This window comes from Novipirellula caenicola (assembly GCF_039545035.1).
Lineage (GTDB): Bacteria > Planctomycetota > Planctomycetia > Pirellulales > Pirellulaceae > Novipirellula > Novipirellula caenicola.
In genome coordinates, this window is the sequence record NZ_BAABRO010000012.1 from 178,542 (window position 1) to 192,531 (window position 13,990).

Below are 13,990 nucleotides of genomic sequence, written 5' to 3' on the forward strand. Positions count from 1 at the left end.
AAGACGCACCGCTTCTCGGCCGCCGACTCCGCGGCGTGCATGCATTGATTTGTTCGCCGACAACGCAAGGATTCTTCTGTGATACTAATGAGGCGGAAGCCCTGCTCCTGCCTCGGTGAAATTGAAACCAGATTTCGCCCAGCCTTCAATCACCTTTGACTCGATAATCTCGATGTGCCCGTCCAAAAAAAGATAGTTTGCGGTGTCGCCTACATGCCGACTGCGAGCAATATACTTGTCCACGATTGGAAGTACCAATCCGGCGTTTATATTCGCGGTTGTAAACCACGTCTCTGGATTCATGTCCGGAGGTGATGCCGGATCAACGAAAATGGGTCCGCCGTTGTGCTCCAGCCAGTGTATCGTCGAATGCGTCGCGTTGACGACCATCGGATCATCTTCCATTTCGAGATTGCGAAAGTAACCAAAGCCATCGGGCGAGTCGGGGCAGGGCAAGCGATCGGAAGACAGTCCTGGAGAAGTATGGAGCCAACGCATATTGCTAGCGCACTCGGTCCTGCGTGCAGAGGCTCTGGCCGACTGCACTGCTGGCAGCAACAAAGCGATACAAGTCGCGATGACAAGGAACACGACGCAAAGTTCAATCAGCGTCACACCATTGCGGCGGTACTCCTTTGGAGTTGGGGCACCCATCGATGTCATTCCGGCGACCGGCTGAGGTCACCCGGCACGAACGGAAAAGCGACCATTATAAAGTAGTTTTTTAGATTGCTCGGGTGCACCGGCATTGTTCGCCACACACGTTGAACCATGATTCACTGCCGAGCACTCGCGACCGGAGGATTGTATCGCCCGCGGAGTCCGAAATCAATTCGATCGCGAATGGAAATCGGCAGCCCGACATTAGACGCAATTGCCTTGCTTTGAATCGCCAATCGCCCCGACATTAAGCGGGAGGCTCTGCGTTGGCGAACGTCGAAATTCACGGGGGCGGGCCGTGAAAAGTTTGATCTGTCAAAACGCGTGACGCCCGACTCCCACGTAATCCATTGGTTATTCGACCGGAATGTCGTACCAGCAGTAGCCGCAGTGAACGCACATCCGGGCGAACGGCGTACGGCATAGACGTTGGCATTTCCTGCAGTAGTTCAGGAAGATTTGATCCGGCTCACGCTTCAATGCATTTTCACGCACTTCCTTCCTGCCCCTGACGTAACCCATGTCGAAAATTCTCACAGCTTCAGGATCGGCCAGTAATCCTCTGCGTTCAATCAATTGAAGTCGAAGACCTGGACTCGAACTATGATCGGACTTGAATTTCAAGTTCAGCGCAGAAACAGCACTCTGTTCGACCTCCGTTAGCAGTCCGTGATAGTGCTCGATGACGTAATTTGAGAGGGGATCTCGGGTCAAATCCTCGAGAGTGATGTCCATACCTGTACCTGGAGAGTGTTGCCTGAGTCGTGATTTTTGAATCGAACGACCGCGATCCCCCAGTCGCGGCGAATAAGTCTCCATTGTTAAACCGGCCGCCTCCGTAACTTAGGTGCATCGCTTAGTTCGTCCGTCAATTCTTATTCGGAGTGAAGGTGATCTCCTGGTCGACACCGGGTACCGGCAATGCAATCGACAGAAAATCTGTCTCGCTTTGACCATCCATCGCCAACCATTCCTTTAATTCGAGAGATTGCTCACAACTGAATTCAATCTCGTCATTATTTTGTGAGTTGAAAACCAAAACATCGTCGTCTATGCACGATGCCAAAGCAGCACCAGAAATACGAAACAGGCGGAATGCATGGATTTCGGATAGTAAATCGACATACGAACCGCAAAAGTTTTTTGCAGAAGTCGTGTCCAAAAAAATCGGTAGGAACCGCTTGCCGTCTAGTTCGAATTTGTGGGCACCATCAAACGACTTACGCTGTGCGGCGAACTCGGTAATTTTCGGTAGGTCATCCGAGCGGTTACTGGGATCAACCCCGGCACCAATGTCCGAACCAACAACGATGATTGAAGATCGTTGTATCGCGCGCCGAAGTGACTCCAAATCCTGGACCTTTGCATTCCGAGCGATTGGTTTCGCGAATAGTCTCGATAGAAAGGACTTGAGCACGATATCAGCGGCTTTGATGCTTTAGAGGACAAACGATATGGATAACGGGGACCGAGAAGTTGATTCACCATTCACAACCGACGGCGCCGAGGTCTCCGGCTCCTCCATTTGTTCTGCGCAAATCATGTTGGACGGCGGACCAACGTAAACGTCGCATCGATTTCAACACCAGCTTCCGGTTTAGTTCCGTCATAGTGATTAACGTCTTGCGTCACACCCGACCATCGTACCGTGAATGCATCGCCGTTGCGATCCAAGATTTGGACAGAGTTCTTGCGAAGCGGTTGATGTTCGTAGTAGTAAAAGATCGAATCGCAGGAATCTTCGTCATCGTTCTGCGTGCCTGCGTGAAACAGCTCAAGTCCAACCAACGATTCTTCAGCGAAGTCCGCAATGTCGATTCCGAGTTCCCCGTTTGGATCGGCGGGGTAATGTTGCGTGTCGTCATTTAGTGTTGCGCCGTCCTTGGTTGCATTGATTTCGAACCACAGCTTGCAATCGCCAGGTTTTCCAATGGGCCGCAACGTCGCCGATTCGATCGGAAACCCGACGGGACAAGAGCGAACGTGGCGAACCAGTCGTGGCAAGAAAGTGCCGAAAACATGGGAATGAACGCAAAAAGGCCGATGCGTGCGCATCGGCCTTTGACGTTTAATGTGGACAGCAGCATTTCGCTACTGCCCACGAAGGCTAAAATCGTGGTTTGCTGGGTTTGACAGCGGGGTAATAGTAAATTCCCGCAAAACCTAGGAAATACGGCAAAAACGCGATCTTGAGACAGCGGTTTCGTAGTTGATCGCGGTTTCGTTTGTTTCGTTTTTTTGCTTTATTGCGTTTGGCCGATATACTGGTAGTGGAGGTCAAAACCATGAACGCAACCCTGTCCAATCTTCCCAACACTCTCTCGCCGACGCCCGGAGATGCCGAGCTGGCGAAAGCGTCCAGCCGCGCTATCGCGGACTTAGTCGCTCACGAAAGTGAGGCCACCATCCGTCTGGTCGCCAAGCTGGGAAAAAAGGAAACCGAGATTCAGATCCCGTCGTCGGCGCTGCAGCTACTTGGCGCCTTGCTGACCGAATTCGCCAAGGGCAATGCGGTCACCATGTTCCCCGTGCATGCTGAATTGACGACACAGCAGGCTTCGGATTTGCTCGGTGTGTCGCGGCCGTTCCTTGTTGAGCAGCTGGAAAAGGGCGAACTTCCGTTTCGTAAAGTTGGCACTCACCGACGTGTGCTGCTGAAAGACCTGATGGACTACAAACAGTCGATGGACCGCAAGCGTCATCAAGCGCTCGATAAATTGGCGGCCCAGGCCCAAGAGCTCGATATGGGTTATTGAGCCTTGAGTCACTTCACGGTTGTTTACGACGCTTGCGTTCTATTTCCGGCACCGCTTCGTGACCTGCTGATGCAGCTTGCATTGACCGGGCTGTTTCGAGCCCGTTGGTCGTCGATGATCCACGATGAATGGACTCGAAGCGTTCTGAAAGTCCGTCCTGATCTGACGGTAGAGCAACTGTCTCGCACTCGTTAGTTAATGGACTCGCATGTACTCGATGCCTTGGTGACTGGCTTCGAACCGTTGATCGACGCCCTCGATCTACCTGATCCCGATGATCGGCATGTTTTAGCCGCGGCGATCCGGTGTGGAGCCGATGCAATCGTGACCTACAACTTGAAAGACTTTCCCGACGACACTTTGAGTACGTACGGGATTGAAGCGATCCACCCCGATTCGTTCGTTGTCAGCCAATTGGATCTGGCACCCAGCGTGGTGTTGACCGCCGTCAAACAAACCCGCGCGAGGCTGAAGAATCCGCCGAGATTGCCAGAGGAATACCTTGGCTGTCTCGATGAGCAAGGACTGACACAAACCGTCGGCGGACTTAGGTGTTCGATACAATTAATCTGAGACCGATGGCGAGGTGCCCTCATGGTTTTCAATTGATCGCATCGAATTCCCCAACGCGGTATCGGACCTAAAGACCTGGCGGGACGATCAAGAGTTCCTTTCCAGGAGCCGGAGCGGCTAAGCGTCCACCTACACACGTAAACGATGGGAAGCGTTGGGGCGGTACGTCCATTCCACCTATTTCCGTGTTCGAAACGGAATGGTTCAGAGAATTACCATGCGTGCTTCCGTCCACTGCGCCTTTGGGGTCGCCGCCAAAGACCATCGTGGGCTGCGTCGACTTCCTCTACTTCGTTTTCGCTGTGGAATGTGCTCTTATCTGAACTTCTTGGACCGCACGCACTTTTCCATTGATGAGAAGCTGAGCTTCCATAAATCCGGTTCCTTTTGGCAGCCTAATATCCGTCAACTCGACCTGGCTGGGGACATCGTCAAGTTCCTTGACGATCGTTTTGTCCATCCAAATGAACTTCACCGTGGCGGACTGCCCATGGTGTTGTCGATGTGGAACGATCGAGATATCGAAGCGATCGATCAGCCCGGGGTTGCTCATTCGCCATCGGCCATAGTTGTTGGGGCGCCACCCCGTCTTGTCGCCCCACCAGTCTTGCCATGTAAATCGGAAGTCTAGTTTCTGTTCGGGATTCAGTTCGGTGGGATACGGCATGCCGTCGTTACGCCGCAGTTGAGTCGTCACATCGTCGAACCAAGTTTCATATTCTCGAACGAAGGCTTTCACGATGTCCGGATGCTTGTCGGCCAAGTCCTGCGTCTCACCAGGATCCTGTTCAATGTTGTAAAGCTCAAAACCTGTTGGCCCGCCTCGATTGCCGACCACTTTCCACGGTCCACGACGCGTCATGCAGTTTTTGTACTTTGGAGGAACATTCGCGCGGTTGTGCTGCATGAATAGATAACGCTGTTGGAATTCCTGCGTTTGACCATGCAGCAGACCAAGGATGCTTTTGCCATCCACTTTGAAATCGGCGGGCAAGCCGATTCCGCAGGCATCTGCCAGCGTCGGAAGCAAATCGATGTGCATCGCTGGAGTATCGAACTTTCGCCCGCCGTCTAGTGTTTGGGGCCACTGAATCACAAACGGAGAGCGGATACCGTTTTCGTAGACGCTCCCTTTTTTTGCCCGCAATCCGGCAGTGAAATAGGTCGAGTTCGGACCATTGTCGCTCATAAAAATGATGATCGTGTTCTCACGCTGGCCCATCTTCTCCACCGCTTCGAGCAGGCGTCCGAAAGCACCGTCGAACTGAGTGATCATCCCGTAGATCGGCGCGACCCATTTCCGTCCATCGGGATCTGCAAGGTTTTGTTTGTCGTAATCCGCACGAAACTCATCCGCGACGTGGAATGGCGAGTGAGGAACATTGAGCGGCAGGTAGCAAAAGAACGGCTGATCGCCTGAATCCTTCATGAATTGAATGGATTCGTCAATGAAGACATCCGTGCAGTAGCCTTCGGCCTTTTTAAAAGTGTCGTTGTACTGCAGCGTCGGATCCCAATACGTGTTGCCAGGGTAGTCGGCAAATTGCCCGATGCCGCCGCCGCCATGAACGACAACTTTTTGAAAGCCTTGGTCCTGGGCGCGCATCGGAAAGTTTTCACCAAGGTGCCACTTACCGAAAATACCCGTGCGGTAACCAGCGCCGGCGAAGACTTCCGCAATGGTCGTCTCCTCCGGGTTCATGTTGGAACGACCGATATACGTGTCGTGCGCTCCGGTTCGAAAGTGGTATCGTCCCGTCATGAGCGACGAACGTGTCGGAGTACACATCGGCGATACGTAGAAGTTCGTCAATTCCGTTCCCTCGGCAGCAAACCGATCGAGGTTGGGAGTTTTCAGGACGTTATTCCCATGGAAGCCGATTTCCGCCCAGCCCTGGTCGTCAGTCATCACCAGGATGACGTTAGGCCTGGACTCGGCGGCAACAGCGACCGTCACACTCGATAGCCAGGCGACGATCCAAACGATGCTCTTCATGCTCATGTTGATTTTACGTTCCCATTCATTTCTGAGTTTTCGACGCCGGCTCGGAGCCAGCCATTTTAATGCATTCTATTCGAGTTACGTACGATTGTGTCTTGGTAGCCGATATCCGAGCAACTGGCGAGATAGCGAGGCGAATCGCGGCGGCCTGACAGCCGGCCCAGATCTCAATCTCTCTGTCGTCCTCTGTCTCTTCTTTGGAATACTCTCGATATCGCGCGGAACCGGCCGATGTTGTTAACTGGCGCCGGACTATTAACTCAGAGAGTTCGAGAGTATTCGTTGTGACCCAAGGGGTAAGCTGCCAGAAAGTACCTTTTCAGCGTCTCTCCGTCGGCTGGGCGAGAGAGGCGAGAAACACGGTCGAACGCCCGAAAGTCCCGGAAACCCGGGGATCAAACGCAAAAAAGGCCGATGCGGTTGCATCGGCTAGTTGACACCGCGATAGTTAACTAGCGCTTCTTGGACAACTTCTGGGCTGAGATAGACCGCCAGGTGTTCCGGACAATTTGAGCTGATTCTAGCGGCAAGCGGAGCGGCAACCCATTGCTGGACGCCGGCCTGGCTGGGGGTAACTGGGACACGATAATTGCAATCATCAACGAAAGGCTTCACGGCGAAGATCATACGCTCGTCGTGTTCAATCCTTCGCGATCGCCTCAGCAATCAACGGCTCGGCCGCGAGCCGGATCAATTCGGCGAGTTCTGGATCCATGAACTGGTAGTCGTCCGGGATGTGCAGCACTTCGATAGGCAGGAATCGGCTCTCACCGGGGAAGTGTGCGAGGAGTCGGCGGCGGTGTTTGTCTTCCATTACGAGGACCAAGTCTGCCCAAGTGAGATCCGCGGCTCGGACGGTCTGCCGCGCTGCCCGCGCGGTTCCTCGAGATCGGACCGCTACACGCGAATCATTCCGATAGATTGCTTCGGCCGTCGGACTTCGCCACTTATTCCGGCTGCAAACGAACAGCACGTTGATTCGTCGTTCACTCGAAATGTTCGCTTCTCCCAACCGGTTGCCTGGCCATCTGGCTCCAGCGTTTTGATCATAACAATGACTCAATTTCGCAGCATAGGTTCGTGAGGTTGTCCCGTAGTCTGTGGAATCTTCAGCAATTTCGGCAGAACAAATGCAGTGTTGGGAGCATGTTAAGATGGTGCAAACCGTCAATTCCTCTGCTAGAGTTTATCCTCATGCGCGAGTCCACTACGCCCGATCCTGATCCGTTCGCAACCACGCAATGGACCATTGTGCTTAATGCAGCGGATTCAAGCGAAAGTGTGCGGCAAGCTGCGTTGGAGGACTTGTGCCAACGCTATTGGATGCCACTTTACGTTTATCTGCGTCGCCGCGGGCATCAGGAACACGCCGCTCAGGATCTCGTGCAAGGCTTCTTCGCACAGTTACTTGAAAAGAATTTCTTGAATTCGATTGATGCCACCAAGGGCAAGTTCCGCGCGTTCATGTTGGTCGCCATCAGGAATTTTGCAGCCAACGAACACGCCAAGGCGAACGCCGTCAAGCGTGGCGGTCATCTGGATACGCTTCGCATCGACTACAACTCTGGCGAGAGTTGGTATCGGCAGGAGCCGAGCGATCAGCTAACTGCGGAGCGGTTGTTCGAGCGACGTTGGGCACTGTCGGTCATGGACACTGTCATGCAGCGGCTGAGGGAGCGTTTCGTCGAGCAAGATCGCGTTGACGCGTTCGAGATCTTGGAGCCGCATCTGTTACGTGAACAGCAACGAATGCCCTACGCAGAGGCGGCAGCTCAACTGCAATGTTCGGTCGCTTCCCTGAAATCGACGATGTATCGAATGAGAAAATGGTACCGTGAGTTACTCTTGGATGAAATCTCGCAAACGGTTGACCAGAAAGAGGTTATGGACGAACTTGGCCAGCTCTTGGCCGTTATTTCTGGAGAATTTGGACAGTGAGAGCAACTTTCTGCGGCTTTTGCTTCTGTATGGGTAGAACGCAAAACCAACAGGAGCGAATCCATGTCCGATAGCCAGCATGACGTGTGGCCCCCCAAAAAAGATACACCTCCAGTGGTGCCTTCGCAGGGCGAGCAATGTGTGGAGTGTGGCAAAACGCTCAATGCCGAAACGCCAAAAGGTCGGTGCGCAGACTGCAGTTTGCGAAATATGTTGGACCATTCGTTTCATCCAACTGCCAACTACAGTTCGCTGCCGTTGATCGACCATCCCGACAAGGATGTCACGATTGATCAAGATGGAAGGGCCACATGGATCGAGCCGCTGAGTCCAGGTCAAAAGATTGGTCAGTTTGAAATTCTGACCCGTTTAGGACGCGGTGGCATGGGAACGGTCTACGAGGCTCAAGATTCCGACAAACAACGAAGGATCGCACTCAAGGTTCTCAATCGCCCCGTCGAAAACGATGCCGCCCGACAAAGGTTTCTGCGCGAAGGCCGTCTGGCCGCCTCGATCAACCATCCCAACAGCGTCTTTGTGTTTGGCACCCATCAGGTCCAAGAGTACTCTTTGATCAGCATGGAGTTGGTTAGCGGCGGGACACTGGAGCAGCGTGTCAAGGCAGAGGGTCCGCTCGCTCCAAGGCAAGCAGTCGATATCGCACTTCAACTCATCGACGGACTCGAAGCAGCTTACGCGCAAGGGATTTTGCATCGGGACATCAAACCAGCGAATTGCTTTGAGGATAAGGACGGAGTCATCAAGGTAGGCGACTTTGGCCTTTCGATCTCAACGGATCCCGAGTTTGATGCGTGTATCACTGCAGAGGGAACGCTGCTGGGGACTCCCGCTTTTTCGTCTCCAGAGCAACTCCGCGGCGACATGTTGGACGTCCGCTCAGACATCTATGCCCTCGGTGCGACACTCTATTACTTGCTGACTGGACGTACCACCTACCGAGCAGACAGCCTTGCCAAATTGCTCTCGCAGGTGTTTGAAAAGTCACCAGTATCACCGCAGAGTCTTCAGCCAGAGATTTCCGCCGAGTTGTCACAGCTAGTGATGCGTTGCTTGGCGAAAGAACCAGGCGACCGCTTCCGTAACTACAGCGAGCTGCGTGAAGCCCTGTTGCCCTTCAGCTCGCAAGTACAAGAACCTGCATCGATTGGTTGGAGAACGGTGGCCGGCTTGATGGATTGGTCTGTATTGGGGTTGGTTAGTTGGGTTGTCGCCGCACTGGCCTCCACAACGCCTGAGCCGGTCTTCGGAACGAACTACGTAGCCAGTCGCATCGGAGCGATGGTTTTCGCCATAGGCAGCGTCCTCTATTTCGCACTCGGTGAATCCATCTTTGGGCAAACCATCGCCAAGCGAACCCTTGGGTTACGGACCATTGGATTGGACGGTGGACGCCCCACGTTTCCGCAAGCGTTAACGCGGGCCGCAATCTTCGTGCTGCTGCCAAACCTATTCGTACTTCCCTACAATCTGCTCTTTCGTGTCGGCATCCCGATAGAGCCCGTTGTTTTTGGAAGCAGGGAGTTCGTCGTGGCCATGTTGTTGTTAGGATCGAAATGGGGATTACTGGCTCTTTTGTTCTCGACAGCAAGAACACGCAATCGCCTCGCCGCATTGCACGGCTTGTGTAGCCAAACACGAGTGGTCAGCAATCGCGATGGAAACCTGATCCCCCAGAAACACTCAAGCGTCTCGTTGGAAACGGAGTCGATGCCTACGACTTTTGAGCAGACGGTTGGCCCTTACCAATTACTACATCCCTTAGAGACTTCCGATGGATCGACGTTTTATCTGGGGTTTGATCCGGTTCTGCTACGGCAAGTTTGGTTGCGACTCGACGACTCGCAATGCCAACACAACCCCGCGCGTGCCACACGGCTGCGATGGCTCAATCGTGTCGAAACAGACGATAAGGCTTGGAACGTTTTTGAAGCTCCGTCCGGAACGCCATTGCTGCGGTACTTGCAGACGGAGTCGGCGGCTTGTTGCGAGATGAAGCCTTGGTTGACAGATTTGGTTCGCGAATTGGAGTCCGCCCTGCAAGACGAAACGCTGCCGGACAAACTGGAGCTGGACCAGCTCTGGCTGACCGATGACAAACGTTTGAAAGTGCTTGATTTTTCGGCCCCTGGAATCAACCGAGGAGATGCCTTCGCTCGTCAGGATCCTGCTACTCCGTCCACGCCAACTTCATCCACCGAGAAAGTCCGGCGTTTGTTTCAGCGGCTCGCGCCTCACATCAGAAAAATCTATGTCTCGCAGGACAAAACAAAGCTACCGCCTCCACTTTACCTAACTCAAATGCTGAACAAATGGGAGAGTGATGCCAATATTGAGGAGCTGTTGGAAACAACTGAATCATCCTCCGAACGTCAGCCGCTATCTGCTGGGCGACGACGGTTTGCGATGGCTGCGGCCTGTTACGCATTTCCACTCATGATCCTTTTCAGTTTCCTAGCCAATGGCCTACTTAGCAGTATCTTCTTCACGCGGCATGCGGACCTAAAACGACTGTATACACTGGTGAACATCGCTCAAGAGAACGAGGCCAACAAAGATGGTTGGAAACTCAAGAAGGAAATTGCGGAACGCCCAGAACTTGATCCCAAGTTATCGACACGAGTTCAGAGCTCCGCCCGTTATGTGGCGGCGACACAGCTCATTGCGGGGCAATTTCCGGGCGTTCTGGATGACGCCAGAATGCAGAGCCTCCCGGCTCTTCAATACTTTTACCCCGCGATTCGGACAGAGATCCGCACGATTCAACAACGAACGCAGCCGACGAACGCAGAGATTGAAGCCGCAAGTGAGTTACTCGCCACGCAGATTGGGCAGCGAGAAAAGGAACTCTCCAAAGTTTATTTCTGCGGTTTTCAGATATTTTTTCTGTTTGCTTTGCTCCACTGGATCGTGTTCGTGGCAATCCCGGCCGCGATTGCTGGATTCCTCTTCCAAGGAGGCCTGGTCATTCATGCATTTCGAACAGTGATTGTCCGCACTAATGGGGTACCAGCAAGCAGTTTGCGGATTCTGTTCCGCGCTGTGTTGAGTGCTCTTCCCGGATGTTCAGTGGCGGTGCTGCTCATGGCAAATCAACTTGGCTGGATGCAACCGGTCTCTGCATTATTCACTTACGGCTGCATTGCTCTCGTCATCGTCTGTGGGATCCTATCCAACCTTGTCGGCACGCGAAGTCTGGCCGATCGAATGCTTGGAACCGCTATCGTTGTCCGCTGACTTGAGTTGCGATCGACAAGATCTGGCGGACCTGTTTCAGTCTTTATCCCTAAAAGTAGTGGTCCCGATTGGAGCCATCAAAAGCGGCCCGATTTGAGACAACATCGTTTGAATCTTCGTCCGCTACCGCAGGGGCAGAGATGCCGGTTCGGTGCCAGCCATCTTAATGCATTCTGTGCGAATTAAGTGCGATTGTGTCATGGTAGCCGGTAGCCGAGCAACTGGCGAGATAGCGAGGCGAATCGCGGTAGCCTGACAGCCGGCCCAGATCTCAAACTCTCTGCCGTACTCTGTCTCTTCTTTGGAATACTCTCGATATCGCGCTGAGCCGGCCGATGTTGTTAACTGACGCCGGACTATTAACTCAGAGAGTTCGAGAGTATTCGTTGTGACCCAAGGGGTAAGCTGCAAGAAAGTACCTTTTCGGCGTCTCTCCGTCGGCTGGGCGAGAGAGGCGAGAAACACGGTCGAACGCCCGAAACTCCCGGAAACCCGGGGATCAAACGCAAAAAGGCCGATGCGGTTGCATCGGCCTTTGGCGTTTACTGGCGGGCAGCATCATTTCGCTACTGTCCACGAAGGCTCCCCGAGCCAGACGCTCTCTGCACGGGATCTCGGCTGGAACACTCTCTTTAATGCTTTGGCGACAACGGTTTACAAGAAAGCTGTCCGGTTCGATCAGGTCGTTTAGCGAGCAGGACGCTCACGGAACATGGTGAGGCGGGTGAACAACGATCTATTGACCAGAGGTCTCTTTGTCTTTTGAAAAAAGAATTTGCACCTTGGTTAGAGACTATGCATTCTCGGCTAGCCCAGCGGCCACCAACGCTTGTCTCCAGCTGCGAAACGTGCGGCGGATGGCCATGGTTTTGTCTCGGTTCTCGAGGCAGACCTCAGTGTAAATGAGGGACTGGCCGGCGGCTTGGCGGTCGCGGAGCCAGAGAATCATTGCTTCGCGGTCGAAGTGATCAGGGCGCCGGCGAGAGACGTTGGCTAAGTTGACGCCGGCGGCCGTGAGGGCGGCTCGCCACGATCGGTGGTAGCGAAGGGCGGCATCGTAAAGGCCGCGATCGCGGCTGCGGTTCACCATGGCCCCGAGGTCGTAGCCTGTCGTACACAAACGGCGGAGTTGTTGTTCGACGCGGGCTTGCGTCAGGTCGCGACTGTAGGCGACGTGTCGCGTGTTGACGCCCTCGCGTATTGCAGAGCCGTTTCCAACACATGCAAAGGTTCGCGTTTCTCGTCGAGCAACAACCATGACAACCCGTATGGTGGTTTGCCGCCGGCGAGATAGACCTGCTCGGCGATCTTCACGCATCCGCGCCAAACCTTGTCGCTTAATTCACGACTGTATAAAGGAGCATCACGATCCTCAGCTATCGCGTTTCCTCACCATTGCCTCGATCGCACGAATCCCATCTCCATCTTCGTTCTCGCGGACACGTTCGCCGAGTGAACCTTCATCGCCGGCGGCACAAAGCCGTGTAACGCCACCTGTTCCTCGATCCAAAGCACAACGTCATATCCAGTTCCGCGTTCATCATCGCCAAGGTCGTGGTCCAGGCTGATCTCAGTAACGTCGCCTGCTTTCAGCAATTCAATTGCCTAAACGGGCCAATAGACGCGAACCCAACCCTCGGGCGTGACTCGCTCATCATCAAGATAGATCTTCATCGGCGGCATCCTGAGGAAGTTGCGACTGATGCCAGTCACCGTAGGTTTGACGGCTATCGGTTATCTTCCAGGCGACGCGACCATTGGTGTTACCCGCGGCGACGATCGCGGCTCCCGCGCTTGGACTACTGAGATAGACGTCTTCGGCGAAGAGGAGCAGTGCTTTGCCCGGCACCTCGACCAGCTTCTTTTCTTCGACCAATTGTGCTCTTAGCTCACGATAGCTTGTCCAACTTGCCCGCGGTTCCAGCGTCGCTGTTGAGCCTTTCAAAACAACGAATTCCCCATCAATTTCCTTCGCCTTGGCTGATGCATTGCCCGAGGAGAACTCGAAGACCGGTGAACCGTCGCATTGTTCTGGATCGCCTGGTGTCGTGAAACGAACCGTTGGCTTTGGCTTTAGGAACGAGAACCCAAGGACTGGCAACACCAACTCGATGTGCTTCAGAAATCCTTCCATGTCGGCGATGTCCGCTTCTGGCATCGGCGGCAGCGGTGGCGCGGTTCCGTTGTGGACCTTGGCGCGGCCCGCAGCATAGCCCATCGTGATCAAACGACTTTCCAAGTATCGAACGTGGGCTTTCGTCAGATTCAGATCCTTGCTGATCACTGCGACGCAGCGGGTCCAAAATTCTTTGCGTTCGTCTTTGTCGTGAGACGCCAGTCGTTTGAAGACGTTATCGCCTTCGCCGATGTAGACGACTTCGCCAACCGGATTCTCCGGATCCGGCCCCGCCAGTATGTAAACGCCCGTCCGCTTTATCTCTTCCCGTTTCGCCAGTTCGGCAAGTTTGGTCCGAGGCGAAACGAGCAACTTACCACTCCAGTTCATCACTTCGGCGCTCAGCAAGCCCGATGCGTCGCCGTCAACGAGGTATATACGAATTGACTTGCCGGCCGTTTGCATCGAAAGCTGCTCCTCGTAAGAAAATCTGAGAACGAAATCTTAGCATATTGCAGCGTCTCGCTTTTGGATCGGCGGAACCATTAACGCCGTGGATTGATTTGTAATCCACCGTTCTGGTCGCTATCACAGCGAACAGCATTTCGGGCCAGGCAACAAGTTGAACAAGCAGATTGCTTTGAAAATCGTGCTGGTCTACACCGACGATTCAGGTCTAGGGCAACTTGG

General features: G+C 53.9%; 14 protein-coding genes. 5 read left to right on the plus strand and 9 right to left on the minus strand.

Annotation, left to right across the window (positions count from 1 at the left end):
- Positions 1 to 84: 84 nt before the first annotated feature.
- From ABEA92_RS21075 to ABEA92_RS21085, 3 genes are all read right to left on the minus strand, one after another.
- Complete coding sequence (locus ABEA92_RS21075; RefSeq protein WP_345685895.1) at positions 85 to 654, minus strand: type II secretion system protein; 570 nt, start codon at positions 652 to 654, stop codon at positions 85 to 87.
- 874 nt (positions 655 to 1,528) lie between these two features.
- A complete protein-coding gene (locus ABEA92_RS21080; protein WP_345685897.1) occupies positions 1,529 to 2,077 on the minus strand; it encodes a hypothetical protein in 549 nt (182 codons plus the stop codon).
- 122 nt (positions 2,078 to 2,199) lie between these two features.
- Complete coding sequence (locus ABEA92_RS21085; RefSeq protein WP_345685899.1) at positions 2,200 to 2,601, minus strand: hypothetical protein; 402 nt, start codon at positions 2,599 to 2,601, stop codon at positions 2,200 to 2,202.
- A gap of 344 nt (positions 2,602 to 2,945) precedes the next feature.
- Between ABEA92_RS21085 and ABEA92_RS21090 the strand changes: the two genes are divergently transcribed.
- The 3 genes from ABEA92_RS21090 to ABEA92_RS21100 are packed head-to-tail and all read left to right on the plus strand — an operon-like array spanning position 2,946 to position 3,989.
- Entirely contained in the window at positions 2,946 to 3,416 is a 471-nt protein-coding gene (locus ABEA92_RS21090) for a helix-turn-helix domain-containing protein (protein WP_345685901.1), read from the plus strand.
- Between the two features lie 3 nt (positions 3,417 to 3,419).
- Positions 3,420 to 3,611, plus strand: a complete 192-nt coding sequence (locus tag ABEA92_RS21095) for a hypothetical protein (RefSeq protein WP_345685903.1) — start codon at positions 3,420 to 3,422, stop codon at positions 3,609 to 3,611.
- Positions 3,612 to 3,614: 3 nt separating this feature from the next.
- Positions 3,615 to 3,989 carry a VapC50 family PIN domain-containing toxin gene (locus tag ABEA92_RS21100; RefSeq protein WP_345685905.1) on the plus strand — a complete coding sequence of 125 codons (375 nt, stop codon included), beginning with the start codon at positions 3,615 to 3,617 and terminating at the stop codon, positions 3,987 to 3,989.
- Positions 3,990 to 4,275: 286 nt separating this feature from the next.
- Here ABEA92_RS21100 and ABEA92_RS21105 read toward each other — a convergent pair whose 3' ends face one another.
- Positions 4,276 to 5,991, minus strand: a complete 1,716-nt coding sequence (locus tag ABEA92_RS21105) for an arylsulfatase (protein WP_345685907.1) — start codon at positions 5,989 to 5,991, stop codon at positions 4,276 to 4,278.
- Positions 5,992 to 6,631: 640 nt separating this feature from the next.
- Complete coding sequence (locus ABEA92_RS21110; protein ID WP_345685909.1) at positions 6,632 to 6,805, minus strand: hypothetical protein; 174 nt, start codon at positions 6,803 to 6,805, stop codon at positions 6,632 to 6,634.
- 380 nt (positions 6,806 to 7,185) lie between these two features.
- Here ABEA92_RS21110 and ABEA92_RS21115 point away from each other — a divergent pair, with 380 nt between their 5' ends.
- Together ABEA92_RS21115 and ABEA92_RS21120 are read left to right on the plus strand one after the other, a co-directional pair.
- Positions 7,186 to 7,929 carry an RNA polymerase sigma factor gene (locus ABEA92_RS21115; RefSeq protein ID WP_345685911.1) on the plus strand — a complete coding sequence of 248 codons (744 nt, stop codon included), beginning with the start codon at positions 7,186 to 7,188 and terminating at the stop codon, positions 7,927 to 7,929.
- A gap of 63 nt (positions 7,930 to 7,992) precedes the next feature.
- Positions 7,993 to 11,184, plus strand: coding sequence for a serine/threonine protein kinase (locus tag ABEA92_RS21120; protein WP_345685913.1), 3,192 nt, complete (start codon positions 7,993 to 7,995; stop codon positions 11,182 to 11,184).
- 77 nt (positions 11,185 to 11,261) lie between these two features.
- Here the strand turns inward: ABEA92_RS21120 and ABEA92_RS31415 are convergent, their stop codons facing one another.
- From ABEA92_RS31415 to ABEA92_RS21130, 4 genes are all read right to left on the minus strand, one after another.
- A complete protein-coding gene (locus tag ABEA92_RS31415; protein ID WP_425572477.1) occupies positions 11,262 to 11,342 on the minus strand; it encodes an SEC-C metal-binding domain-containing protein in 81 nt (26 codons plus the stop codon).
- Positions 11,343 to 11,977: 635 nt separating this feature from the next.
- Positions 11,978 to 12,442 carry a hypothetical protein gene (locus ABEA92_RS21125; RefSeq protein ID WP_345685915.1) on the minus strand — a complete coding sequence of 155 codons (465 nt, stop codon included), beginning with the start codon at positions 12,440 to 12,442 and terminating at the stop codon, positions 11,978 to 11,980.
- Positions 12,443 to 12,573: 131 nt separating this feature from the next.
- Positions 12,574 to 12,780: a cyclic-phosphate processing receiver domain-containing protein gene (locus ABEA92_RS31420; protein WP_425572475.1), complete on the minus strand. Its 207-nt coding sequence runs from the start codon at positions 12,778 to 12,780 to the stop codon at positions 12,574 to 12,576.
- Between the two features lie 61 nt (positions 12,781 to 12,841).
- Positions 12,842 to 13,765, minus strand: coding sequence for a GIY-YIG nuclease family protein (locus ABEA92_RS21130; protein ID WP_345685917.1), 924 nt, complete (start codon positions 13,763 to 13,765; stop codon positions 12,842 to 12,844).
- Positions 13,766 to 13,990: the final 225 nt, after the last annotated feature.